Origin of the sequence: Sedimentibacter sp., assembly GCF_033447055.1 — a bacterium.
Taxonomy (GTDB): Bacteria; Bacillota; Clostridia; order Tissierellales; family Sedimentibacteraceae; genus Sedimentibacter.
Genome location: NZ_JAWQJF010000051.1, coordinates 1 through 23297, shown reverse-complemented (window position 1 = coordinate 23297; position 23297 = coordinate 1). Strand labels below are relative to the sequence as shown.

Sequence of the window (23297 nt, the reverse complement as noted above, 5' to 3'; positions counted from 1 at the left end):
GAAAATAGGGGGTCATTGTTTTTTATTTTAAAAAATTCTGTAACCCTTGAAAATAAAAGTTTTTAATAAAAAAAGAGGAGTGTCTTATTGACACTACCTATATTTCAAAGGAGGAAAAGTAATGAAAAAAAATTTGTTTTTAGTTATGCTGTTGGTGCTTGCATTGTCAGTTTTTGGCTGTCAAGCTAAACAGGCAGAAGTACCAGCTCAAGTTGAGACTCAGGCAGAAGAGCCTGAAGTACCTGCGCAGGAGACTGAGTCGGACAAGCCTGCTGAACTGTCAGGAGAGGTTGTAGTTTATCATGCCGGCAGTCTTTCAATTCCTTTCGAAGAAGTTGAAAAGCAGTTTGAAGCAAAATATCCTGGCGTTGATGTTGTGAGAACATCTGGAGGAAGTTCTGAACTTGCGAGAAAAATTATAGAATTTGAAGATGCAGTAGATGTTTTTGCGTCAGCAGATTATAACGTAATTAATTCTCTTTTGATTCCGAACTATGCAAGCTGGAATGCATTGTTTGCTAAAAATTCAATGGTAATAATGTATTCTAAGGACAGCAACTATGCTGATGAAATTACCGATGAAAATTGGTATGAAATCATTCAGCGGGATGGAGTGAATTTTGGACACAGCGATCCTAATCTTGATCCGTGCGGATACAGAGCTGTGCTTATGTTTCAGCTGGCAGAAAAATACTATGAAGTTGAAGGACTTAATGATGCAATATTAAGTGTTCGTCAGGAAAAAAACATTCGACCTAAATCTGTTGAATTGATTGCATTACTTGAAACTGGTGCCCTCGACTACGCATTCGAATATGAGTCAGTGGCTATGCAGCACATGAAAATGAATCCTGACTTGGATTATGTTGAGCTTCCGGTGGAAATCAATATGTCATCAATAGAGTTTGAAGATTCATATGCTCAGTCATCAATTGATTTAAATGGTAAAGATCCGGGATCGACTATAACAAGAATCGGAGAACCTATTGTATATAGCCTTACTATTCCAACTACTGCAAAGAATGTTGAAGCAGCTGAAGAGTTTGTTAAATTATTGCTTGATGAAGAAGCAGGAATGAAAATCTTATTGGAATCAGGTCAGCCGGTTGTAGATGAAATTACAGTCCTGGGGGGAGAAACTCTACCTGAATCACTGCAGTATTTAAATAAATAAAATCGGAGGAAAAGCAATGTTTAAGAAATTTGAAAAATTATATATCTTTTCCATTTTCAGCGGAATAATAGTTTTGTTTTTCGTTGCTTTTCCTGTTATAAATACATTTACATGGACAGATTTCAATTTGGTTGTGGATGCATTCAAAGATCCTGAAATAATGAACACAATATTCAGGAGTATGAAGACTGCAACCATCACTACAATTATATCTGCTGTTTTAACCGTTCCTTTTGCATACTTTGTGGTACGTCATGATTTTAAGGGAAAGAAGATGATGGAAAGCATAATTGATATTCCTATGGTAATGCCTCATACAGTGGCAGGTATCGCTCTTCTTACGGTATTGTCTCCAAAAAGTTTTATCGGCAAATTATTGGTTAATAATGGAATAGAAGTGCTTGGAACGGAAATTGCTATTGTTATTGCAATGGCTTTTGTGAGCCTGCCCTTAATGTTTGATGCTTCGAAGGAAGCTTTCAAATGGATATCACCAAGAATGGAAAATGTATCAAGAAGTCTTGGGGCATCCCATTTGAGTACATTTGTAAGAGTAACTCTTCCTTTGGCATCAAAAGATATTGTAAGCGGAATGATTACCACCTGGGCAAGGTCTATAAGCGAATATGGCGCCGTAATAATTCTTGCATATCATCCCATGATTGCACCTACGCTGATTTATGAAAGATATTCAAACTACGGTATGCTTTATGCTGTTCCAATGGCAGTTATTCTCCTTAGTATATCGTTGGTTATTTTTGTAATTTTAAGGATTGTTTCCATGAATAAGTTTCGGAGGAGAGAGTCATGATTGAAATAAAAAATCTTAATATAAACTTAGGCGGATTTATGCTTGAAAATATAAATTTCAAAGTGAACGAAGGAGAATTTTTTATTGTGCTAGGGCCTACCGGAGCGGGAAAAAGCATAATAGTTGAAACAATAGCAGGAGTTTTAAAACCTGACAGCGGCCAAATAATTATTAACAATATCGATGTTACAAATTTGAAACCCGAAAAAAGAAATGTTTCAATTTGTTATCAGGATTATATATTGTTTCCTAACATGAGTGTTGAGGAAAATATTGAATACGGATTGAAGTATAAAAAAGTAAATGACAAGGAACTTTTCAACCGTCTTGTAAAACTGTTAAAAATTGACCACCTTCTTAAAAGATATCCTACGAATTTGAGTGGAGGAGAAAAACAGAGAGTATCTTTGGCAAGATCATTGATTGTAAAACCTGAGGTTTTACTCTTGGATGAACCATTTGCAGCACTGGATGCTCATATAAAGGATACTCTCATGCGTGATTTGAAACAGCTTCATTCAGAATTTGGAATGACAACAATAATGATTACTCACAGCTTCCAGGAAGCTTTTTTTCTCGGAGAAAGTGGTTGTGTGATTAATAAAGGAAAGGTTCTTCAAACAGGAACCATGAAGGAAATTTTTATTCATCCAAACTCCACTTTTGTTTCTGATTTTGTGGGCTTAAAAAATGTGTTCAAGGCAGAAATGTTTGACAACATAAAAACGGATGCTCCATATGTTGGAATAAGACCAGAAAGTGTAAGGATTAGTAGTGAAAAAACTGAAAATTCTTACAAAGGGAAAATTTATGAGATTTCAGATATGGGAAATTACTATGAATTAATTATTTTAACAAAGTTTGGAAATATAACTGCAATGGCAATGATTTACGATTATATAAATGGATGCTTTGACATAAAAAAAGATATATACTTTAGTTTTGATAAAAAGGAAGTGCTTGAAATATATAATTATCAAAAAGAAAGTTAAATCATTCCTCTCTTGATATGCCGAAATTGTTCATTGCTCTTATTATGTGAAATCTCATGGATGTTTTGGCACCGTCGGCATCTTTGGCTTTCAAATATTCCATTATTGCTCGATGGTCATCTATCGTGTCATCGTTTATTTTGCACTTTTCTTTTGATAGTATGATACCTTTATAAATACCTTGACTTATCATTGGCATTAGTCTATTAAGAAATTCATTGTGTGCTGCCTTTGCAATTAAGTTGTGAAACAACTGTTCTACTTCACTTCGTTCTTCTCCGTTTAAAATCAGCTGTTCATTTAAATGTCCATAATACAATATTTTTTCAATTTCACTGTCTGTAGCTCTTTTTGCAGCGTAGTATGCTATTTCAGGTTCAATTATAAGTCTTATTTCCATTAGATCCTTTAAGCCGACTCTTGCAGTCATAGCTTCATCTAAACATATTTTTTCGTTTACTTTTTTTCTGTAAGTTACATAAGTTCCCTTTCCTCTTTTTATTTCAAGGATATTGTTGGTTATTAATATTCTTATTGCCTCTCTCAAAGTAGTTCTGCTTATTTTAAGTTCATTTGCTAAGTCGTTTTCATTAGGTAATTTATCTCCGGGAAGATATTTTTTTTCTACAGTAATCATATTTAATATAATATCGGCGTTTTTTTCAGATAACCTTTTGTTTTGCAAAATTAATTCCTCCTAATCATATGAAAATCATGATAATATAATAACTGTTTCAAGGACATAATACAAGACATTTTTTAACTTGGTTTTTAAATACCTTGTAAACGTAATTATTTCAATATAAATTTCAAATAAAATAAAAGAATACGATTGCTTATTGACATAATACAACGTTAGTGGTAATATGATGTCATATGATAAAAGCAAATCAAATTTATGGAGGTTATTATGAGAAGTGATTCAGTTACTAAAGGTGTTCAGCAGGCTCCTCACCGTTCGCTTTTTTATGCTTCAGGATTTACAAAAGAAGAGTTAAATAGGCCTTTAATAGGAATAGTGGGTTCACACAATGAAATAGTGCCTGGACATGTTAATTTGGACAAGATTGTTGAAGCTGTAAAAATGGGAGTTGCAATGGCAGGAGGAACACCTATTGTATTTCCGGCTATAGCAGTATGTGACGGAATAGCGATGGGACATGCTGGCATGAAATATTCTCTTGTAACAAGAGAATTGATTGCTGATTCTACAGAAGCTATGGCTATGGCGCATTGTTTTGATGCATTAGTAATGGTTCCAAATTGTGATAAAAATGTTCCGGGACTTTTAATGGCAGCAGCTAGAATAAACGTGCCTACAATATTTGTAAGCGGCGGACCAATGCTCGCTGGTAGAATAAACGGCAAAAAAACTTGTTTGTCTGACATGTTTGAAGCTGTTGGAGCATATAATGCAGGAAAAATTTCTTTGGATGAAGTTGAACAATATGAAGACAAGGCATGTCCTTCTTGTGGGTCGTGCTCAGGTATGTATACAGCAAACAGCATGAACTGTTTAACTGAAGCATTAGGAATGGGCTTAAAAGGAAATGGAACTATACCTGCCGTATATTCAGATAGAATAAAACTTGCAAAACATGCAGGAATGAAAATAATGGAACTTTTAGAAAAAGACATAAGACCAAAAGATATTATGACAAAAGAAGCATTTATAAATGCTCTGGCTATTGACATGGCTCTAGGCTGCAGCACAAACAGCATGCTTCATCTTCCTGCAATAGCTCATGAAGCAGGGGTTGAAATCAATCCTGAAATTGTTAATGAAATAAGTGCCAAAACTCCTAACCTTTGTCATCTTGCACCTGCAGGCAATACGTTTATAGAAGATTTGGATGAAGCTGGTGGAGTTTATGCGGTAATGAATGAACTTGTTAAAAAAGGACTTTTAAGAACAGATCTCATTACATGCACAGGCAAGACTATTGCTGAGAATTTAAAAGGCAGTGTAAATTTAAATACTGAAATAATAAGACCAATTGAAAACCCATACAGCCAAACAGGAGGCATTGCAGTACTAAAGGGTAATCTTGCACCTGACACATGTGTTGTTAAGCGTTCGGCAGTTTCTCCTTCTATGATGGTTCACGAAGGTCCTGCAAGAGTGTTTGACTGTGAAGAAGATTCAGTAGAAGCAATAAATTCTGGAAAAATAGTTGCAGGGGATGTCGTTGTTATAAGATATGAAGGACCAAAGGGTGGACCTGGTATGAGAGAAATGTTGAATCCTACATCCGCTATAATGGGAAGAGGATTAGGTGAAAGTGTTGCTCTTATTACAGATGGACGTTTTTCTGGAGCTACAAGAGGTGCATCTATAGGACATGTTTCTCCGGAAGCAGCTGTAGGAGGAAATATTGCATTGGTTGAAGAGGGAGATATAATTAAAATAGATATCAATGCAAATAAAATAGATTTTGTAATATCTGATGAGGAATTAGAAAAAAGAAGAGCAAAATGGCAGCCTAGAGTACCAAAAATAACTACAGGTTATTTGGCAAGATATGCTAGAATGGTAACTTCTGGAAACAAAGGAGCAATCCTTGAATAATAAATTCAAAATATTATAATTACAAAAACTAGGAGGATAAAAATGAAAAAATTTAACAAAGTTACAGCAATAATTTTGGCAATGGTTATGATCGTAAGTTTAGCAGCTTGTTCAAGCAATACTGACACTAAGCCTGCAGATGAAAACACTGATAATCAAGGTGCAAGTGAACCGGTAGTTTTGAAATTGGGTACAACCGTTAATGAAGAAGACAGTTTCCAAGTAGCTGCAGAGAAATTTGCTGAATTGGTAAATGAACGTACAAATGGCGCATACACAATTGAAATATTTCCAAACGGCTCTTTAGGAGATGAGAGGACAATGCTTGAAAGCATGCAAATGAACACATTGGACATGGGTATCATAACAAGCGGACCTTTCTCAAATTTTGTTCCTGAAATGGGTGTTTTGGATATGCCATTTTTATTCGGTAACAATGAAGAAGCATACAAGGTTTTAGACGGGGAAGTTGGACAAGAATTATTAGGAAAATTGGAAAATGCAAACTTAAAAGGTTTGGCATATGCTGAAAGAGGATTTCGTAATTTAACTAACAGCAAGAAAACAGTTGAAAAAGCATCAGATGCTGCAGGATTAAAAATACGTGTAATGGAAAACGAAGTGTACACAAAGACATTTAACTCATTAGGAGTTAATGCAGTTCCAATGGCATGGACAGAAGCTTTGACAGCATTACAGCAAGGCACTATCGATGGACAGGAAAATCCAATCAACGTAATTTATTCTTACAAACTTTGGGAATCACAAAAGAATGTTACTATGACACGTCATGCATATGCAGCAGCATTAATCACAATGTCTCTTGATAAATTCAATAAACTTCCTGAAGATGTTCAAACAATATTCAAGGAATCAGCTCAAGAAGCTGCAGAATATGAAAGACAATGGGTTGCTGACAATGAAGAAAGCCAAATTGCAGCTTTGATTGAAAATGGTATGGAAATAGTAACAGAACCTGATTTAAATAGTTTTAAGGAAGCTGTTCAGTCTGTATATGCTGAGTATCCTCAATATTCAGACTATTTGAACAGAATATCAGATGCTCTTAAATAAATTTTTATTTATGATGCAACAATAGAAAGGAGAATTTATGTATATGGTGAAATTTATACATAAAACTAGCAATTTTATTGACAAAATTTGTTGCACTATGATTATCGTTATACTTGCACTGATGGTTCTTGTAACCACAGTGCAAATAATATGTCGTGTATTCTTCAGTGCGCTCTCATGGAGTGAGGAGCTTGCCAGATACTTGTTGGTATATTCAACATTTTTCGGCGCAGGAGTTGTTTATAAAAGAAATGGACACATTGCTGTGACTATGGTGCAGGATTTGCTGCCTGAAAATTTTAGAAAATATTCTGACTTGCTTGTAAATGTGTTGTGCGGAATATTGTTTGCGATTGCTACGGCTTTTGGATTTAAGTATACGTCCCTTCAGGGTAACCAGCTGTCAGCAGCTTTGCGTATACCTATGAAATACATATACATGTCAATACCTATAGGATTTTCTGTAATGATTTTACATGCAATTGATAATTCCTTAAGGTTATTTGCTGGGAAGGGGGATATTGAATAATGGCAGCATTGTTGTTTTCAGTATTTATAGGTTGTTTGATATTGGGAATACCTATAGCCTTTTCAGTAGCAATTGCAGGTGTTGCAGTATTGCTAAAGGGTGACGTGAATTTTCTCATTGTTGTACAGCGTATGTTTGCTTCCTCTGACAGTTTCCCTCTTGTGGCTGTACCGTTTTTCATTCTTGCAGGAGACTTGTTGGCAAGAGGATCAATTTCAAGAAAGTTGGTTTCATTTGCCGAATCAATGCTTGGAATGGTAAGAGGAGGTCTTTCCATAGTATCAGTTGTTGCCGGAATGTTTTTTGCAGCTATTTCAGGTTCCGGTGCTGCCACAACAGCAGCTGTTGGAGCTACAATGGTACCGGAACTTAGGAAACGCGGATATGACGAAGCTTCTTCCACCGCTCTTATTGCAGCTGCCGGTTGTATAGGAGTAGTAATACCTCCGTCTGTTCCGATGGTTTTATACGCAGTTATAGCTGACCAAAGTGTTACGCAGCTGTTTACCAATGGGTTTGCTCCCGGGATATGTATGGGATTGATTTTGATAGCTATTTCTTTGGTTCAGGCATATAAAAATAACTATCCAAAAGGTTCAGACTTTGTTCTAAGAAATGTATGGACAACATTTAAACAGTCAATTTGGGGGCTTTTAATGCCAATAATAATATTGGGCGGAATATTTTCGGGTTATTTTACTCCGTCAGAGGCTGCTGCTGTTGCAGTAGTATATGCATTGTTGGTATCAACATTTATCTACAGAGATTTAACATTAAAAGAACTAAAAGAAATATTGCTTAACAGTGCCAAGACATCCGCAATTATTATGATAATAATTGCATGCAGCGGAGTATTCGGATGGGCATTGGCAAATTGGAAGATACCGGAACAAATAGCTGAAGGTGTACTTGCATTATCTACAAATAAATATATTCTTATGTTTTTGATGAGTGTAATAATATTGATAGCCGGCGTATTTATGGAAACTTCATCAGCAGTTATATTGCTGACTCCTGTATTCTTACCTTTAGTTAAAATGTTAGGAATTGATCTTGTTCACTTTGGAGTTCTGTTTGTAATCGGCATTGCCATAGGTATGATAACTCCGCCAGTTGCGATCAACTTATTTGTAGGATCAAGCATTACGGGGATTCCTATAGAGAAAATTGCAAAATCGGTTGTGCCATACCTTGTAGGTTTAATAATTGTATTTTTGTTATATGTATATTTGCCTATTGCCTTTCCTTTTTTAATTATATAAGCAACAAGTATCGCATTTATTAACAAAAACAAGCATTGATGAGCAATTTTTCAATGCTTGTTTTTTGTTAATAAATAACTATGTTAATTTTTATAACCAGATAAATTAATTGATAATTAATTAATTTTATAGTAAGATAAAAATGATGTTAAAATGCTTTGAGATAATAAATAAAGCTTCACTATTTCATCAGGAGGATATTCTTAATGGTATTTTCAAGTTTAACTTTTTTGTATTTATTTTTTCCTTTAAATATTTTGTTTTATTTTATGAGTGGGAGTAACACATACAGAAATGTAGTCCTGCTTAGCTTTTCCTTGTTTTTTTATGCATGGGGAGAACCTGTTTTTGTTTTTGTCCTTCTTTTAAATACCGTGTTAAACTATTTTGCAGCAATTCTTATTGATAAGTACAAAGAAACAAATAAAAGCAAATTTGTTTTAGCTTCAATAATAACCATTGACTTGTTGCTGCTAGGATTTTTTAAATACTACAATTTTTTAATTGAAAACATAAATTATATTTTTAATTTGAATTTTAAATTGAGTACAGTTGGCCTTCCTATAGGAATTTCATTTTACACTTTTCAGATTATTTCATATGTGGTTGATGTTTACAGACAGGATGTTGCTGCACAAAAGAAATTTTACAAGCTTTTGCTTTACATTTCTTTATATCATCAATTAATAGCCGGTCCTATAGTCAGATATGTGGATGTTCAGAATGAAATTGACAACAGAATAATAACAATATCCAAATTCAGCTACGGTATTGACAGATTTATATTAGGATTGTTAAAAAAGGTTATAATTGCAAATAGTGCAGGACAGACGGCCTCATTGTTTCTTGATGGGAATTTAGGCGACTTGTCGGTATTGGGAGCGTGGCTTGGAATTATTATGTACACTATACAAATTTATTTTGATTTCTCCGGATATTCCGATATGGCAATCGGTTTAGGAAGAATGTTCGGATTTACCTACAAGGAAAATTTTAATTATCCATATATTGCAAAGAACGTAAAAGATTTTTGGAGAAGATGGCACATATCACTAAGTAGTTTTTTCAGGGATTATGTGTATATACCTATTGGCGGAAACAAAAAGCATTCAATAAGAAATCTGCTGCTAGTTTGGGTTTTAACCGGTTTTTGGCACGGTGCAAGCTGGAACTTTATTATTTGGGGATTATATTATGGGGTGTTTTTATTGATTGAAAGGACAATTTTATCAAAATTAATCGAAAAGCTGCCGCCATTTCTTTCTCATGTTTATTTGTTAACGGTTGTTGTTGTGGGTTGGGTGTTTTTCTATTTCATCGATATATTTAAGGCTGTTGAATTCATTGGAATAATGTTTGGTGTGGGGGACAACCCTTTTTATGATGTAAAATTTGAAGTTGAATTTTTAAACAATGTATTTTTTCTTGTATTTGCAATTGTTGCAAGCACGCCGGTTTTTAAGTTCATTGATGAAAAATTAAATAGAATTACTGATTGGGTGAGCTCAAAAATCGAAATTGCACATGCTGTGTTTAATTCAATAATTTTAATTGTAAGCACCAGCTTGCTTTTGGGGCAAACATTTAATCCGTTTTTATACTTTAGATTTTAGGAGATTATAGTGGAAAAGAATATTTGTAAATTTAACATATGGCTGTTTTTAATTGTAATTTTTCTGATTTTTATATTAAATATTTTTTCCCCAAAAAACAAGACCGTTTCTGAGGTGGAAAACAGGATGCTTGCGGGACGACCTGAATTTTATGTTCAGGATCTTTTTTCAGGTCAGTATTTTATGGATGTGGAAAACTATTTTTCTGACCAATTTTTAAACAGAGAAAATTTTATTCAAGCAAGCAAGGAATTGTCAAAGTATAAAGGAATAAGCAGAAAAGAAGAAGTTCTTTTGGTAGATTTTGAAGGACAGAATGTTGGAGGAAATTCAGAAGAAGAAAGTAATAGTACAGCAGCTGAACCAGCAGCAAAAGGTAATTTATTAATACTGGATGATACGGTGATGGAAATATTTAAGTTTAACTCTGATAAGAGCAAATTATATGCAGATACGCTTAATGCTGTGCAAAGTATGCTTGGTGACAACATTAATGTTTACTCTGTTCTTACTCCTATCCAGATAGAATTTTTAGACAATGAAAAATACAAGGAGTTATCTGATTCACAGTTTGACGCTATAGAGTATGTGAATAGCAATTTGTCTGAAAATATTAAGGCGGTCGATGTTTATTCTGCTCTGCAGAACCACAGTGATGAATATATTTATTTCAGAACAGACCATCACTGGACTGCTTTGGGCGCTTATTACGGTTACACTGCTTTTGCAGAAGCGGCAGGATTTGTTCCATTGCAATTAACTAAATATAGGGAAGAAAGATTTCCTGGATTTCTAGGGTATATTTCTAATATAAATCCTTCTAAAAAGGTAGACGAAAGTCCTGATGATGTCATATATTATAATCCACCTGTAGATAGTGAGATGACCGTATATTACTATGACAAAACTACAGGAGAGAAAAAATCATACGAGGGAGCTGTCATAAATGAATATTATCTCGAAACCAACCAAAAGTATGGTGTTTTTATAGGAGGAGATTTTCCGCTTGGAATAATTAAAACAGAAGCTAAGACAGATAAAAAAGCAATGATAATTAAGGATTCAAACGGAAATGCTTTTGTTCCATTTCTTGTACCTCACTATAGTGAAATTTACATTGTAGACCCAAGATCTTGCAAGGAAAATATCATAAATATTGTAAAAGACAACAAAATAGATGATGTAATATTTTTAAATTACATCTTAACCACAAATTTTGAAACTTTTATGGATAATATATTAGGTTTAACTAAATAGAACAAAAGTGAGAAACGTGTATGGAATTTTAAAGTAAAATTAATTTGATAGAAAACATTACATACAATTTACATTTCTATGGTTTTTCTTTTACTTGTGAGATATATATTAAGCACAAGAAAAAAATTAAAGGAGATTAAAATTAAATGAAATCAAAAATATTAACAATAGTATCATCCGTATTAATAATGTCATTAGCATTTGTAGGATGCGCAAAAGAGGAACCTAAACAAGTAGCGGAACAGCCAGCAGTAGAACAGCCAGCAGCAGAACCAGCAGCACCAGATTTCGATATGGAAAATGATATAACAGTAATTGCAAGAGATGCAGCTTCAGGAACAAGAGGAGCTTTTCATGAACTTATGAAAATTAAGGTAAAAGAAGGAGATACTGAAGTAGATAAATTAGTTGTTGGAGCTTTAGAATTTGATGGAACTGATAAAGTTATTACAGCTGTAGAAGGGGATAAGTATGGAATTGGATATATTTCCCTCGGTTCAGTAAGTGAAAGAATAAAAGCAGCTAACGTTGACGGAGTAGAGGCAACTATTGAAAATGTAAAAAGCGGAGCTTATGCAGTAGCAAGACCTTTCCTTCTAGTAACAAAAGGAACTGAAAATGATCTTGTAAAAGATTTTATCAGCTTTACAGAATCTGTTCAAGGACAACAAATAGTGGGAGAAAAAAATTATATTACAGCAGTAGCAAGCCCAGTTGAATATAAAGCGACAGGTATGTCAGGAACTATTAAGTTTGCAGGTTCAACTTCAGTAACACCATTAATGGAAAAACTTCAAGAAGCTTACAAAGAACTTAATCCAAATGTGGTATTTGAAATGCAGTCAAATGGTTCTTCACAAGGTATCAAAGCAGCTATTGACGGATCTTATGACATAGGAATGAGCTCAAGAGAATTAAAAGATGATGAAAAATCACAATTAAATGAACATACACTTGCAATAGATGGTATAGCAGTAATATTAAACAATGAAAATCCTATGACAGATATTTCAACAGAAAACATTACAAAAATTTATACTGGTGAAATAACAAAATGGTCAGAAATTAAATAACTAATAACCCTCCAGAATAAAATATGATGAAAAAGAAAGCAGGCGCCTAGCCTGCTTTCTTTGTACGGGGAATTCATATATTAAACTGGGCTGTTGCGCTAAAAGTGTAATGCTCATTTTTTATTTACTTGACAAATGTATATATTTACACTATCATATAAATAGTTACAATAACTACATAATACAGTTTACGATAAAGGAAAAATGATGGATAATAATATAGATTTATATCAGTACAGTAGGATGATGAGTGAATTAAAACTTATAAAGTGGAACGATTTGCCAAAATTTCCGATTTATTGTGACCAGCTTTTGCAAATTGTAAACGATGAATTATCTTTTATGCAAATTGGTAATGAAAAACTTATTACCAAGAGCATGGTGAACAATTATGTAAAATGGGGCATGATGCCAAAGCCGGTGAAGAAGAAGTATGAAAAACTGCACATTGCACATGTGATTGTAATTACAATGCTTAAACAGGTATTGACAATAACAGAAATAAAAGAGGGAATACAACTGCAATCAGCCATACATGGAAATGAAAAGGCTTATGATGATTTTGGTGAAGTTTTCGAGGAATCCATGCGAAAAGCGTTTATACCGATTTTAGAAAAACAAAATACTTATAAATTGGATGCGAGAGAAATTGAATATGATAAGCTTGCTATTTCTTCCATTACTACGTCACTTTCAAACAAACTATTAACTGAAAAAATTATTGAAACAAAAATTAGAAGTATACAAATCTCGGCGAGTGAAGGAGAAACTCATGAATGATAATAAAATTGCAGTACTGACAGATTCCTGCTCAGATGTTCCACAGGATTTGCTAGAAAGATTTCATATTTATCAGTTGGCATTGGGTATCAATTATAAAGACAAATCTTATCATGACAGAATTGATATAACACCTGAAGAAGTGTATGAAAATTTGCAAAATGAAATACCTCATACAAGTCTTCCAACTATGGGAGAAATACATGAAATGTTAGAAAAAATTGTAGCAGACGGGTATACACAAATCATTATTCCGGTAATTTCCTCAGGATTGAGCGGAACTTACAATGCTATTAAGGCAGCTTGTGAAGAGTGTAAAAATATAAAAACAGCTGTTATAGATACTAAAAATATTGCACTCGGTTCAGGGTTTCTATCTATATACGCTGCACAATTAGTAGAAAAACAATTAGATTTTGAAGAAATCATTAAGAAAGTAGAAGTTAAAATTGAAGATTCTTATATTTACTACAGTATACAAACATTGCATTATCTCATAAAGGGCGGAAGATTGGGCCGAGTTGAAGGTATACTTGGCAGCATACTTCAAATCAAACCGATTATTGCCTGCGATAAAGATGGAATTTATTATACAGTTGATAAAGTAAGGGGAAGAAAGCAAAGCATTAATAAATTAATGGAAATTGTACAGGAAAAAATTAAAAATAAGAAAAATTATTATCTTACAATTTGCCATGGATATGCACAGGAAGAAGCTGATAAAGTCAAAGAAAAAATGAAGTCTTATATAGATAATGCTACAATATTTATGGAAGGACAAATTTCTCCGGCACTTGGTGTGCACACAGGACCGGGACTTATCGGAATAGGTTATTTTGATTTGGGTGACGAGTAAAAAGTAACAAAATGTTAAATTAATAGATGGAAGCACTTATTGAAGAGTATAGGTGCTTTTTTGTTTTTATGGGAAAAATTCTCACCATTTAAATTCTCTATTATTTAATTTTCATGGTATAATTAATTATAGATATAAAGTTGAGGGGTAAAGTTATGAAGAAAAAATACAGCAGTTTAAACAAGTACATATTTATTTCAATGTTAATGATTGTTATGTCCATTTGTTATTTCATACCGAGCGCTTATGCAGATGCTTCATTTAAGCTCGTAATAGATGGACAAGAAGTAGCAACAGACCCGGAACCATTTATTAAGGATGACCGAACTCTTGTGCCAATCAGGGTGATAGCAGAAAATTTAAATGCTGAAGTAGGTTGGGACAATGATAACAGAATAGTACATATAACAAAAGGCGACATTCAGGTGTTGCTTCGAATAGACAGCAATTTGGTTGAATACACAAATGGAAATAAAACATCTTACAGTTTGATTGATGTTGCTCCATTAATAAAAGAAGACCGCACATTTGTACCTATACGTCTGGTAAGCAATGCACTGGGAGTAGGAATTGAATGGGATAATGATGAGAGAACAGTTATTGTTGATTCTTCTCAAAAAAATGAATTTACATCATTTTTTGATGTTGAAATTACATCAGTTGAATCGGGACAAGTTATTGAAGGAACAACTTATCTTGGGACAACATTGGACAGCCCGGCACCTGCAGGTTCTGCAGAAATAAAATATCTTCTCCTTGACCAGGATACAGCTAAAGGATTTGTAATTGCAAGAGGAACGGATTTTGAAATACCATACAAATGGATGCCGGCAATGGAAGACAACGGAAATAAAATTCTTGTTGCTGCATTTTATGACAATAAGGGAAATTTTCTGGCAGGAGATGCAATTCCGGTAAAAGTTGAAATAAATCCACAAATAAATTTGACAGGTATAACGGAAGGTCAATTAATTACAGCTGACAAAGTTCCTCTTGGGGCAGAATTGAACTTTTCAGCAGCTTATGTAAAATATGAAATAATTAATCCTGATTTAGAATTATATTATATATCACATGAATTAGATCCATTAGGCGGGTTCACAATGATTCCCGTCATGGAGGACAATGGAAATATGTCTGTAAAAGTAATAGCTTATGATACAAAGGGTAAGGCTTATGAAGGCAATTATGTTAATGTTAAAGTTAAAGTTAAAAGGAAATTAATACTTGGAGGAGTAGTTGACAATCAAACAATAGATGGTTCAGTTACATTGTTTGCTTCAAGAAATTTCAATGTATCCGAAACTGAATACGTTGCTGTTGACACTAAAACAGGAACTGAAACCGTGCTGTATAAAAACGGTTACGGAAGCTACAGTTGGTTTCCAGGTCCTGATATGGCAGGACAAAAAGAACTTTACGCAAGAGTTAAAGATACAGCCGGTAACACATATATAAGCGAAAGCATTCCGGTAAACGTATCAGGAACTGCAAAAGTGTTTCTGCAGGGTGTTGGCCTGGGACAGGTTGTTTCAGGAACTGTAAATCTTAAAGTTAAGAGCAATGTTGTTTTAGAAAGTATTAAATACATTCTTACAAACCTAAGTACAGGACAAACAAAAGTTGTTGGTGAAGGTGCGGACTATTTGGCAGAATATTCTTACACTCCAGGCGATGGGGATGCAGGAAACTGGAGCATCAGGGCTGAAGGTATATATGCAGGAGAAATAATAACGACAGAGGAAGTTAAATTTACAATTTATACGGGTGAATTATACACAGCATTGCCTATAATTGAAAAAGATAAATTTATGGGTTTTGCTTCTCAGTTAGATAAAGAAACAAAGCAAGTAACTGGAATGTCTGCAGCTTTGCAAACTGCTCAAGCAATACTTGAAACAGGATGGGGACAGAGTGTACCTGTAGATAAGTATGACGGTCAATTTTCAAATAATCTATTTGGAATAAAAGGGACAGGATCTGCTGGTTCTGTCACGTCAAACACATGGGAAGAGTATAATGGAGTTTCATTTAGAATAGATTCAGAATTCAGAGCATACAACAATGTAAGCGAGAGTTGGGATAATCATAACGAGTTGCTGCTTACAAAAAGCAGATATGAACCATTCAGACAAGTAATGTTTGATAGTACTCAGGGGGCATGGGCTCTCAGAAGGTGTGGGTATGCAACGGATTCCAGCTATTCATTAAAACTTATTAATATTATCAGTTTATATAATTTAAAAGCTCTTGATGAAACAACAATATAAAAAAACTCCTAGGGAGTTTTTTTTATTGTCTTATTAATGTCGTATTCTTTTATTTTATTAAACAGTTGCCTCGAACTCATATTAAGCCTTCTTGCAGCTTCTGTTACATTGCCTCCTGTTTGTTCCAAAACCCACTTTAGATATTGAGCCTCAGACTCTTTCTTATAATCTTTAAATGAAATAATGGATTTATAGTTTTCAACCTTAGGAACATTGATTTCTTTCCTAATATTAAAGAGTATTGGTATTCCGTCTCTTGTTATTCTGCCGTCAACCGATAATACAACCATTCTGTCGATAATTGCTTTTAATTCTCGTATGTTACCAGAGTAGTCATATGTGTAAAGAAAATCTTTTGCTTCGGAATCAATTGAATTTATTATAATTCCATTTTCATCCTGTGATTTTTTTAGAAAATAATTTATAAGCTGTTCTAAGTCTTCTGCTCGATCTCTTAACGGAGGAACTTTAATTACTATAGAATTTATCCTAAAGAAAAAATCTTCTCTGTAACTGCCATTCATTACTTCAGTATATAAATCTTTGCTTGTGGATGATATGAGTTTGCAATCAATTATTCTCTCTTTATCACTGTTAATTCTTGAAACTTTTTTTGTATCTAAAACTCTTAGAAGTTTTGTTTGAGTTTCTATACTTATATTCCCTATTTCGTCAAGAAATAAAGTACCATTGTTTGCAAGCTCAAATTTTCCTTCCATTTCTTTGCCGAACAGATCAGTTTCCAACATTAATTCTGTGTAAGAACTGCATTGCAAAGAAATAAATTTATTTGATATTCTCGGACTACATATATGTATGTACTTTGCTAAAATTTCTTTTCCGGTGCCCGGTTCTCCTATTAAAAGTATATTTGATTTTGATTTAGCTACTTTTTCACAGTGTGACAAAACTTTTAAGAAGGTATCATTTTTACTGTTTAAACAATAATTATTAAACAAATCATCCTTAAGCTTTTTTCTATCTTTTTTATCTTCACTGTAATCAAGAAGTTTCATTGGAAGTGAAATATCTTCTTTATTAAAATCAATATATTCTAATGCACCTTGGTTCAAGGCTATGCTTCCATCTAAATATGATGGATTTGTCGCTGCAATAATTAAATCTGTCTGAGGGTAAGACTCAGTGAAATTTTTTATTGTAAAACTTTCATCAAACAGATTGTAGTCAGTTATTACATAATCAAATCTCTCATTTAAAAACTTTTCAATAGCTGTGTCAAAATCTGCACAGACTGATATATTTTTTGTTATTTTTGATAAAACTTCTTCTAATTTTTGAATATAAGATTTTTCATCTTTAATTATTAGTATATTAATTTCTTCTATGATAAACACTCCTTAAGAATTATACAACAATACCTATTGCTAAAATTTTACATAAATGTTGAATTATCAATATTTTAGAAAACAATTATATAAAGATACTATTGATTTTGACTATTATACAATCTAGTTGCTTATTCAGTCAAGAGAAATACTACAAATTTGATTAAATTTTCAACAATGTAAAAACTAATTGTTTATTATTGTTAAAGATGTATAAATAGGGTATAATATTTGTAGTTTATTTATGCAAGGAGATATCATGAAAAGAATCGATAACAGATTAAATGATGAATTGAGACCTGTTAAAATTACAAGAAATTATTTGATACATCCGGATGGCTCAGTTTTAATAGAGGTTGGAAATACAAAAGTTATTTGCACAGCAATGGTTGAGGAAAAGGTACCTCCTTTTTTAAAAGGAACAGGTAAAGGCTGGGTTTCAGCAGAATATTCGATGATACCTTCTTCAACAAAAACAAGAAAAGCAAGAGATATAAACAAGTTGAAAATTGACGGAAGATCCCAAGAGATACAAAGGCTTATAGGCAGAAGCTTAAGAAGTGTTGTTGATTTAGAAAGCATTGGAGAAAGAACAGTGTGGATAGACTGTGATGTAATTCAAGCAGACGGAGGTACAAGAACAGCTTCAATTACTGGAGCATTTGTAGCAATGGTTGATGCTTTCCATGGATTATTGAGTAAGAAACTAATACAAAAAATTCCTATTAAATCATTTGTTTCTGCTGTAAGTGTAGGAATGATAAAAGGAGAAACAATATTAGACCTGTGTTATGAAGAAGATTCTGGTGCCGATGTTGATATGAACATAGTGATGACTAATAAGGGTGAATTTGTTGAAGTGCAGGGAACAGGTGAAGAATCAACTTTTACACACAATGACTTTATGAATTTGATAGCATTAGCAGCAAAAGGATGCCAAGATTTATATAAAGTTCAGCGAAATGCATTGGGAGAAAAAATAAGCGAGGAAATAGGAAAATGGGTAGAAAAATAATTTTGTCTAGCAGCAATAAGCATAAAATTATTGAAATAAAAGATATATTGAAAGACATGAATTATGAAGTGGTATCAAAAGATGACTTAGGGTACAATGAATTTGATGTTGTTGAAGATGGCAGTACATTGGAAGAAAATGCTTTTAAAAAAGCCGAAGAACTGCACAAACTTGTAAACGGCATAGTAATTGCTGATGATACAGGTTTGTTCGTTGATGCTCTTAATGGTGATCCGGGTGTATATTCAGCAAGATATGCAGGGGAAGCTGTATCCTATAAAGATAACAACAAACTTCTTCTTAAAAATTTAAGCGGAGTTGCTGCAGAAGAAAGAACAGCAAAATTTAAAACAATTATTGCAGTTGTTTTTGAAGATGGAAAAAAAATAATGGCAGAAGGAACATGCAGCGGTAAAATTGCATTTGAAGAACGAGGAGAAAATGGTTTTGGATACGATTCTTTATTTATAGTGGATGGAGTGGAAAAAACTTTTGCAGAAATGACAGACGAAGAAAAAAATAGAATAAGTCATAGAGCAAATGCATTGCTTAATTTAAAGAAAAAACTGGAGGAAATAAATGAAAGTTCTGGTATTAAGCGATAGTCATGGTGTAATTTTAGATTCCCAAATAATTGAAATTCAAGAACATGGAAAATATGACATTCTAATTCATTGCGGCGACAAATATAAGGATGCACAAAAGTTTGCAGACAAATTGAATATAGATACAGTTTACCAAGTTCCCGGAAACTGTGATTTCGATGTGCATAACAAGGAATTAGTCATTACAAAAGTTATAAAAAACAAGAAATTGTTAATCACGCACGGCCATATTCATAATGTCAAAGAAAATTTACAGAGATTGCTACGGTATGCAAAAGAAAAAAATGCAGATGTAGTTTTATACGGTCACACGCATCAATCACAAAATGAAATAATAGATAACATATTATTTTTTAACCCGGGAAGTACAATTTTTCCAAAGGACGGACGAGCAAGCTTCGGAATATTGGAAATTTCAGATGATAAAATCATCAGCAGCATAGAATCAATAAAAAATTAATTGTTTAATTTTTAAATACCATTAATATGGTATATTTTTTTATAAACAAGATACGAAGCAACAGTTTTTTTGTTGACTTAAAATAACAAAAGCTATATAATAGAACGAACATATGTTTAGACGAACTGAGGTGTGTTATGGGCAAATTTAAAATTAAATCAGACTATGTACCAACCGGAGATCAGCCCCAGGCTATAATTAAAATTTCAGAAGGATTGGAAAAAAAATTAAAATATCAGACTCTTTTAGGTGTTACAGGTTCAGGTAAAACTTTTACTATGGCAAATATTATCGAGAAAGTTCAAAAACCAACCCTAGTTTTAGCTCACAACAAAACACTGGCAGCTCAGTTATGTTCAGAATTCAAAGAATTTTTCCCTGATAATGCTGTTGAGTACTTTGTCAGCTATTACGACTACTATCAGCCGGAAGCATATGTGCCAAGCAGTGATACTTTTATAGAAAAAGATGCATCAATTAACGATGAAATTGATAAATTGAGACACTCAGCTACAGCAGCTCTCTTTGAACGAAAGGATGTTATAATTGTAGCTAGCGTTTCATGCATATATGGATTGGGAAGCCCTATTGATTATGAAAATCTTGTAATATCATTTAGACCGGGAATGCAAAAAGACAGAGACGAAACAATAAGAAAACTTGTAGAAATACAATATAAGCGCAATGACATAAGCTTCACCCGAGGAACATTCCGCGTAAGAGGAGACACCTTGGAAATTTTTCCTGCGTCTTCTTCGGAAAATGCTATCAGGGTAGAATTTTTTGGGGATGAAATAGAAAGAATTACTGAAATTAATACAGTTACAGGAGAACTTATAGGAAGAAGAAGTCATGTTTCCATTTTTCCTGCAACTCATTATGCAACAACAGAAGAAAATGTAAACAGAGCAGTAGTTACTATAAAGGAAGAACTTCAGGAAAGACTTAAATATTTTGAGAGTGAAAATAAACTTTTAGAATTGCAGAGGCTTGAACAAAGAACAAACTATGACGTTGAAATGCTCGAGGAGATGGGTTACTGCAACGGCATAGAAAATTATTCAAGACACATAAACAATTTGCCACCCGGAACAAAACCATTTACACTGCTGGATTATTTTCCGAAAGATTTCTTGATGATAATAGATGAATCACATGTCACTATACCTCAGGTAAGGGGAATGTACAACGGAGACAGAGCGCGGAAAACAACATTGGTCGACTACGGATTCAGGCTTCCTTCAGCCTTAGACAACAGACCTTTGAAATTTGATGAATTTGAAAAAATAATCAATCAGGTTGTTTTCGTAAGCGCCACACCGGGACCATATGAAGCGGAACATTCTCAAAATGTTGTTGAACAAATTATTCGTCCTACGTGGCTGTTGGATCCTCCAATATATGTGAGACCTGTTCAAAATCAAATAGATGATTTAAGAAATGAAATGAATATTACAATAAGTAAAAATCAAAGAGTTCTGATTACAACTCTCACAAAGAAAATGGCTGAAGATTTGACAACTTATTTTAAAAATACAGGCATAAAAGTAAGGTATCTTCATTCAGACATAGACACACTGGAAAGAATGGAAATAATAAGGGATTTGCGCATTGGAGAATTTGATGTTCTCGTTGGTATCAACCTTTTAAGAGAAGGATTGGATTTGCCTGAAGTTTCACTTGTAGCAATACTTGATGCAGACAAGGAAGGCTTCCTTCGCTCTGAAACATCCCTCATTCAAACCGTGGGAAGAGCTGCCCGTAATGTTGACGGCAGGGTAATAATGTATGCCGATAAAATGACGGGTTCCATGGAAAGAGCAATAAGAGAGACAAACAGAAGAAGAGAAATACAGGACAAATTCAATAAAGATCACAATATAACTCCAAAATCCATTATCAAGGGTGTGCGTGATGTAATTGAGGCAACCAAGGCAGCAGAAGAAGATGAAAAATATAAATCCAAATCCAAAGGCGATTTTACAGATGTTGCAGCTTATATAATAGAGCTTGAAAAAGAAATGAGAAAAGCAGCAGAAAATCTTGAATTTGAAAAAGCAGCACACATAAGAGATCAGATTAAAGAAATAAAAATCAAAAACCACATCAAATTAGTAGTTGAGTGAAAGGAAAACAATGGATAAAATTATAATAAAGGGAGCAAAAGAAAACAATTTAAAAAATATCAACGTTGAGCTTCCAAGAGATAAATTAATTGTATTTACAGGAGTCAGCGGTTCAGGAAAAACATCTCTTGCCTTTGATACAATCTATGCAGAAGGACAAAGGCGATACGTGGAAAGTTTGTCCTCATATGCCCGACAGTTTTTAGGTCAAATGGAAAAACCTGATGTTGAATCAATTGAAGGATTGTCACCTGCCATATCCATTGATCAAAAAACAACTAACAGAAACCCCCGTTCAACAGTTGGAACCGTCACTGAAATATACGATTATTTCAGACTTTTGTATGCCCGTGTGGGGACTGCTCACTGTCCTAACTGCGGAAAACCAATAACAACTCAAACAATAGATCAAATAACAGACAAAGTTTTGGAAAATGAAGAGCGGACTAAAATACAGATTTTAGCTCCAATGGCAAGGGGAGCAAAGGGCACTCATAAAAAACTGTTAACAGACATAAAAAAAGACGGTTTTGTTCGTGTCAGAGTTGACGGAGAAATGTATGATTTGGAAGAAGACATAGTGCTGGATAAAAATAAAAAGCACAACATTGAAGTTGTAATAGACAGAATTGTAATAAAAGAAGGTATTCAAAAAAGACTTGTTGATTCACTTGAAACAGCACTTGAACTTTCAGGAGGAATGGTGCTGATTGATGTAATAGACAAGGAAGAATACCTCATGAGCACAAAGTTTGCTTGCACAGACTGCGGCATTGGTTTTGGAGAAATAGCCCCCAGAATGTTCTCTTTCAATAACCCTTTTGGAATGTGCAAAACTTGCAGCGGATTGGGTGTAAAAAAAGAAATAGACGTTGATTTAATTATACCTGACTATACAAAAACAATAGCTGAAAGAGCCATAGTTCCATTCGGAGCAGATGAAGAAGGTTATTATTATCAAATATTTAAATCAATTGCAGAGTATAATGACTTTGACATAACAAAACCACTGTCTGAAGCACCAAAAGAATTTATTAATGAAATTCTTTTCGGAACAAAAGGCAGAAATGTAACAGTTGATTTTGTAAGCAAGTTTCAGGGACCAAAAGTTTACGTCAGAGATTTTGAAGGTGTTGTAAACAACCTTGAAAGAAGATACATGGAAACAAAATCACCGGAAATGAGGGAATGGATTGAAGAATATATGAATGAAAGCCCATGTCCTGATTGTCATGGTGCAAGATTAAATCCGGTGAGCCTTGCAGTAAAAGTAGGTAATAAAAACTTTTATGAAGTGACTAAGCTTTCAGTTGTAAAAATGATAAAATTTTTTAATGAACTGGAATTAAGTCCGAAAAACACAATAATAGGCAGTCAAATTATAAAGGAAATAAATTCAAGACTTCAATTTTTATCAGATGTGGGGCTTAACTATCTTACATTGGACAGAAATGCAAGCACATTGTCCGGCGGAGAATCACAGCG

General features: G+C 33.7%; 19 protein-coding genes and 1 pseudogene. 18 read left to right on the top strand and 2 right to left on the bottom strand.

Features of this window, described 5'->3' with window-relative positions; genetic code table 11:
* The first annotated feature begins 121 nt into the window (after positions 1–121).
* From SA378_RS03170 to SA378_RS03160, 3 genes are read left to right on the top strand one after another with little or no spacing between them, the layout of a single operon-like run.
* Positions 122–1174 carry an extracellular solute-binding protein gene (locus tag SA378_RS03170; protein ID WP_318524540.1) on the top strand — a complete coding sequence of 351 codons (1053 nt, stop codon included), beginning with the start codon at positions 122–124 and terminating at the stop codon, positions 1172–1174.
* A 16-nt stretch (positions 1175–1190) separates the two neighbouring features.
* Positions 1191–1985 (top strand): ABC transporter permease, encoded by a 795-nt coding sequence (locus tag SA378_RS03165; protein ID WP_318524539.1) that lies wholly within the window; start codon positions 1191–1193, stop codon positions 1983–1985.
* Complete coding sequence (locus SA378_RS03160; RefSeq protein WP_318524538.1) at positions 1982–2977, top strand: ABC transporter ATP-binding protein; 996 nt, start codon at positions 1982–1984, stop codon at positions 2975–2977. Before SA378_RS03165 ends, SA378_RS03160 begins: the two co-directional genes overlap by 4 nt.
* Position 2978: 1 nt before the next feature.
* Here the strand turns inward: SA378_RS03160 and SA378_RS03155 are convergent, their stop codons facing one another.
* Positions 2979–3614 (bottom strand): FadR/GntR family transcriptional regulator, encoded by a 636-nt coding sequence (locus SA378_RS03155; RefSeq protein ID WP_318524541.1) that lies wholly within the window; start codon positions 3612–3614, stop codon positions 2979–2981.
* A 273-nt stretch (positions 3615–3887) separates the two neighbouring features.
* Here SA378_RS03155 and ilvD point away from each other — a divergent pair, with 273 nt between their 5' ends.
* The 10 genes from ilvD (at position 3888) to SA378_RS03105 (ending at position 16260) form a co-directional block, all read left to right on the top strand.
* A complete protein-coding gene (gene ilvD, locus SA378_RS03150) occupies positions 3888–5546 on the top strand; it encodes a dihydroxy-acid dehydratase (RefSeq protein WP_318524537.1) in 1659 nt (552 codons plus the stop codon).
* Between the two features lie 42 nt (positions 5547–5588).
* Positions 5589–6620: a DctP family TRAP transporter solute-binding subunit gene (locus tag SA378_RS03145; RefSeq protein ID WP_318524536.1), complete on the top strand. Its 1032-nt coding sequence runs from the start codon at positions 5589–5591 to the stop codon at positions 6618–6620.
* A gap of 37 nt (positions 6621–6657) precedes the next feature.
* Positions 6658–7149 carry a TRAP transporter small permease gene (locus SA378_RS03140; protein ID WP_318524535.1) on the top strand — a complete coding sequence of 164 codons (492 nt, stop codon included), beginning with the start codon at positions 6658–6660 and terminating at the stop codon, positions 7147–7149.
* Positions 7149–8411 (top strand): TRAP transporter large permease, encoded by a 1263-nt coding sequence (locus SA378_RS03135; protein WP_318524534.1) that lies wholly within the window; start codon positions 7149–7151, stop codon positions 8409–8411. Before SA378_RS03140 ends, SA378_RS03135 begins: the two co-directional genes overlap by 1 nt.
* Before the next feature lie 206 nt (positions 8412–8617).
* Positions 8618–10024, top strand: a complete 1407-nt coding sequence (locus SA378_RS03130; protein ID WP_318524533.1) for an MBOAT family O-acyltransferase — start codon at positions 8618–8620, stop codon at positions 10022–10024.
* A 9-nt stretch (positions 10025–10033) separates the two neighbouring features.
* Entirely contained in the window at positions 10034–11281 is a 1248-nt protein-coding gene (locus SA378_RS03125; protein WP_318524532.1) for a DHHW family protein, read from the top strand.
* A 146-nt stretch (positions 11282–11427) separates the two neighbouring features.
* Positions 11428–12354 carry a substrate-binding domain-containing protein gene (locus SA378_RS03120; protein WP_318524531.1) on the top strand — a complete coding sequence of 309 codons (927 nt, stop codon included), beginning with the start codon at positions 11428–11430 and terminating at the stop codon, positions 12352–12354.
* Between the two features lie 207 nt (positions 12355–12561).
* Positions 12562–13134: a DUF1836 domain-containing protein gene (locus tag SA378_RS03115; RefSeq protein WP_318524530.1), complete on the top strand. Its 573-nt coding sequence runs from the start codon at positions 12562–12564 to the stop codon at positions 13132–13134.
* A complete protein-coding gene (locus tag SA378_RS03110) occupies positions 13127–13990 on the top strand; it encodes a DegV family protein (protein WP_318524529.1) in 864 nt (287 codons plus the stop codon). Before SA378_RS03115 ends, SA378_RS03110 begins: the two co-directional genes overlap by 8 nt.
* Positions 13991–14145: 155 nt before the next feature.
* Positions 14146–16260, top strand: a complete 2115-nt coding sequence (locus SA378_RS03105) for a stalk domain-containing protein (protein ID WP_318524528.1) — start codon at positions 14146–14148, stop codon at positions 16258–16260.
* Positions 16261–16268: 8 nt separating this feature from the next.
* Here SA378_RS03105 and SA378_RS03100 read toward each other — a convergent pair whose 3' ends face one another.
* Positions 16269–17615, bottom strand: coding sequence for a sigma-54 dependent transcriptional regulator (locus tag SA378_RS03100; protein ID WP_318524527.1), 1347 nt, complete (start codon positions 17613–17615; stop codon positions 16269–16271).
* Between the two features lie 250 nt (positions 17616–17865).
* Between SA378_RS03100 and rph the strand changes: the two genes are divergently transcribed.
* From rph to SA378_RS03075, 5 genes and pseudogenes are all read left to right on the top strand, one after another.
* Positions 17866–18621: a ribonuclease PH gene (gene rph / locus SA378_RS03095; protein ID WP_318524526.1), complete on the top strand. Its 756-nt coding sequence runs from the start codon at positions 17866–17868 to the stop codon at positions 18619–18621.
* Complete coding sequence (locus SA378_RS03090; protein ID WP_318524525.1) at positions 18606–19226, top strand: XTP/dITP diphosphatase; 621 nt, start codon at positions 18606–18608, stop codon at positions 19224–19226. Before rph ends, SA378_RS03090 begins: the two co-directional genes overlap by 16 nt.
* Complete coding sequence (locus SA378_RS03085; RefSeq protein WP_318524524.1) at positions 19201–19686, top strand: metallophosphoesterase; 486 nt, start codon at positions 19201–19203, stop codon at positions 19684–19686. Before SA378_RS03090 ends, SA378_RS03085 begins: the two co-directional genes overlap by 26 nt.
* Positions 19687–19823: 137 nt before the next feature.
* Positions 19824–21812: an excinuclease ABC subunit UvrB gene (uvrB, locus tag SA378_RS03080; RefSeq protein WP_318524523.1), complete on the top strand. Its 1989-nt coding sequence runs from the start codon at positions 19824–19826 to the stop codon at positions 21810–21812.
* A gap of 10 nt (positions 21813–21822) precedes the next feature.
* Positions 21823–23297: pseudogene (locus tag SA378_RS03075) on the top strand (excinuclease ABC subunit UvrA); the annotation flags it as partial.

Bases quoted from the DNA above. Each gene is read 5' to 3' on its own strand.
- SA378_RS03135 (WP_318524534.1), top strand. From the start codon at position 7,149: ATGGCAGCATTGTTGTTTTCAGTATTTATAGGTTGTTTGATATTGGGA.
- SA378_RS03160 (WP_318524538.1), top strand. From the start codon at position 1,982: ATGATTGAAATAAAAAATCTTAATATAAACTTAGGCGGATTTATGCTT.
- rph (WP_318524526.1), top strand. From the start codon at position 17,866: ATGAAAAGAATCGATAACAGATTAAATGATGAATTGAGACCTGTTAAA.
- SA378_RS03110 (WP_318524529.1), top strand. From the start codon at position 13,127: ATGAATGATAATAAAATTGCAGTACTGACAGATTCCTGCTCAGATGTT.
- uvrB (WP_318524523.1), top strand. From the start codon at position 19,824: ATGGGCAAATTTAAAATTAAATCAGACTATGTACCAACCGGAGATCAG.
- SA378_RS03085 (WP_318524524.1), top strand. From the start codon at position 19,201: ATGAAAGTTCTGGTATTAAGCGATAGTCATGGTGTAATTTTAGATTCC.
- SA378_RS03105 (WP_318524528.1), top strand. From the start codon at position 14,146: ATGAAGAAAAAATACAGCAGTTTAAACAAGTACATATTTATTTCAATG.
- SA378_RS03120 (WP_318524531.1), top strand. From the start codon at position 11,428: ATGAAATCAAAAATATTAACAATAGTATCATCCGTATTAATAATGTCA.
- SA378_RS03140 (WP_318524535.1), top strand. From the start codon at position 6,658: ATGTATATGGTGAAATTTATACATAAAACTAGCAATTTTATTGACAAA.
- SA378_RS03115 (WP_318524530.1), top strand. From the start codon at position 12,562: ATGGATAATAATATAGATTTATATCAGTACAGTAGGATGATGAGTGAA.
- SA378_RS03165 (WP_318524539.1), top strand. From the start codon at position 1,191: ATGTTTAAGAAATTTGAAAAATTATATATCTTTTCCATTTTCAGCGGA.
- SA378_RS03155 (WP_318524541.1), bottom strand. From the start codon at position 3,614: ATGATTACTGTAGAAAAAAAATATCTTCCCGGAGATAAATTACCTAAT.
- SA378_RS03170 (WP_318524540.1), top strand. From the start codon at position 122: ATGAAAAAAAATTTGTTTTTAGTTATGCTGTTGGTGCTTGCATTGTCA.
- ilvD (WP_318524537.1), top strand. From the start codon at position 3,888: ATGAGAAGTGATTCAGTTACTAAAGGTGTTCAGCAGGCTCCTCACCGT.
- SA378_RS03145 (WP_318524536.1), top strand. From the start codon at position 5,589: ATGAAAAAATTTAACAAAGTTACAGCAATAATTTTGGCAATGGTTATG.
- SA378_RS03090 (WP_318524525.1), top strand. From the start codon at position 18,606: ATGGGTAGAAAAATAATTTTGTCTAGCAGCAATAAGCATAAAATTATT.
- SA378_RS03130 (WP_318524533.1), top strand. From the start codon at position 8,618: ATGGTATTTTCAAGTTTAACTTTTTTGTATTTATTTTTTCCTTTAAAT.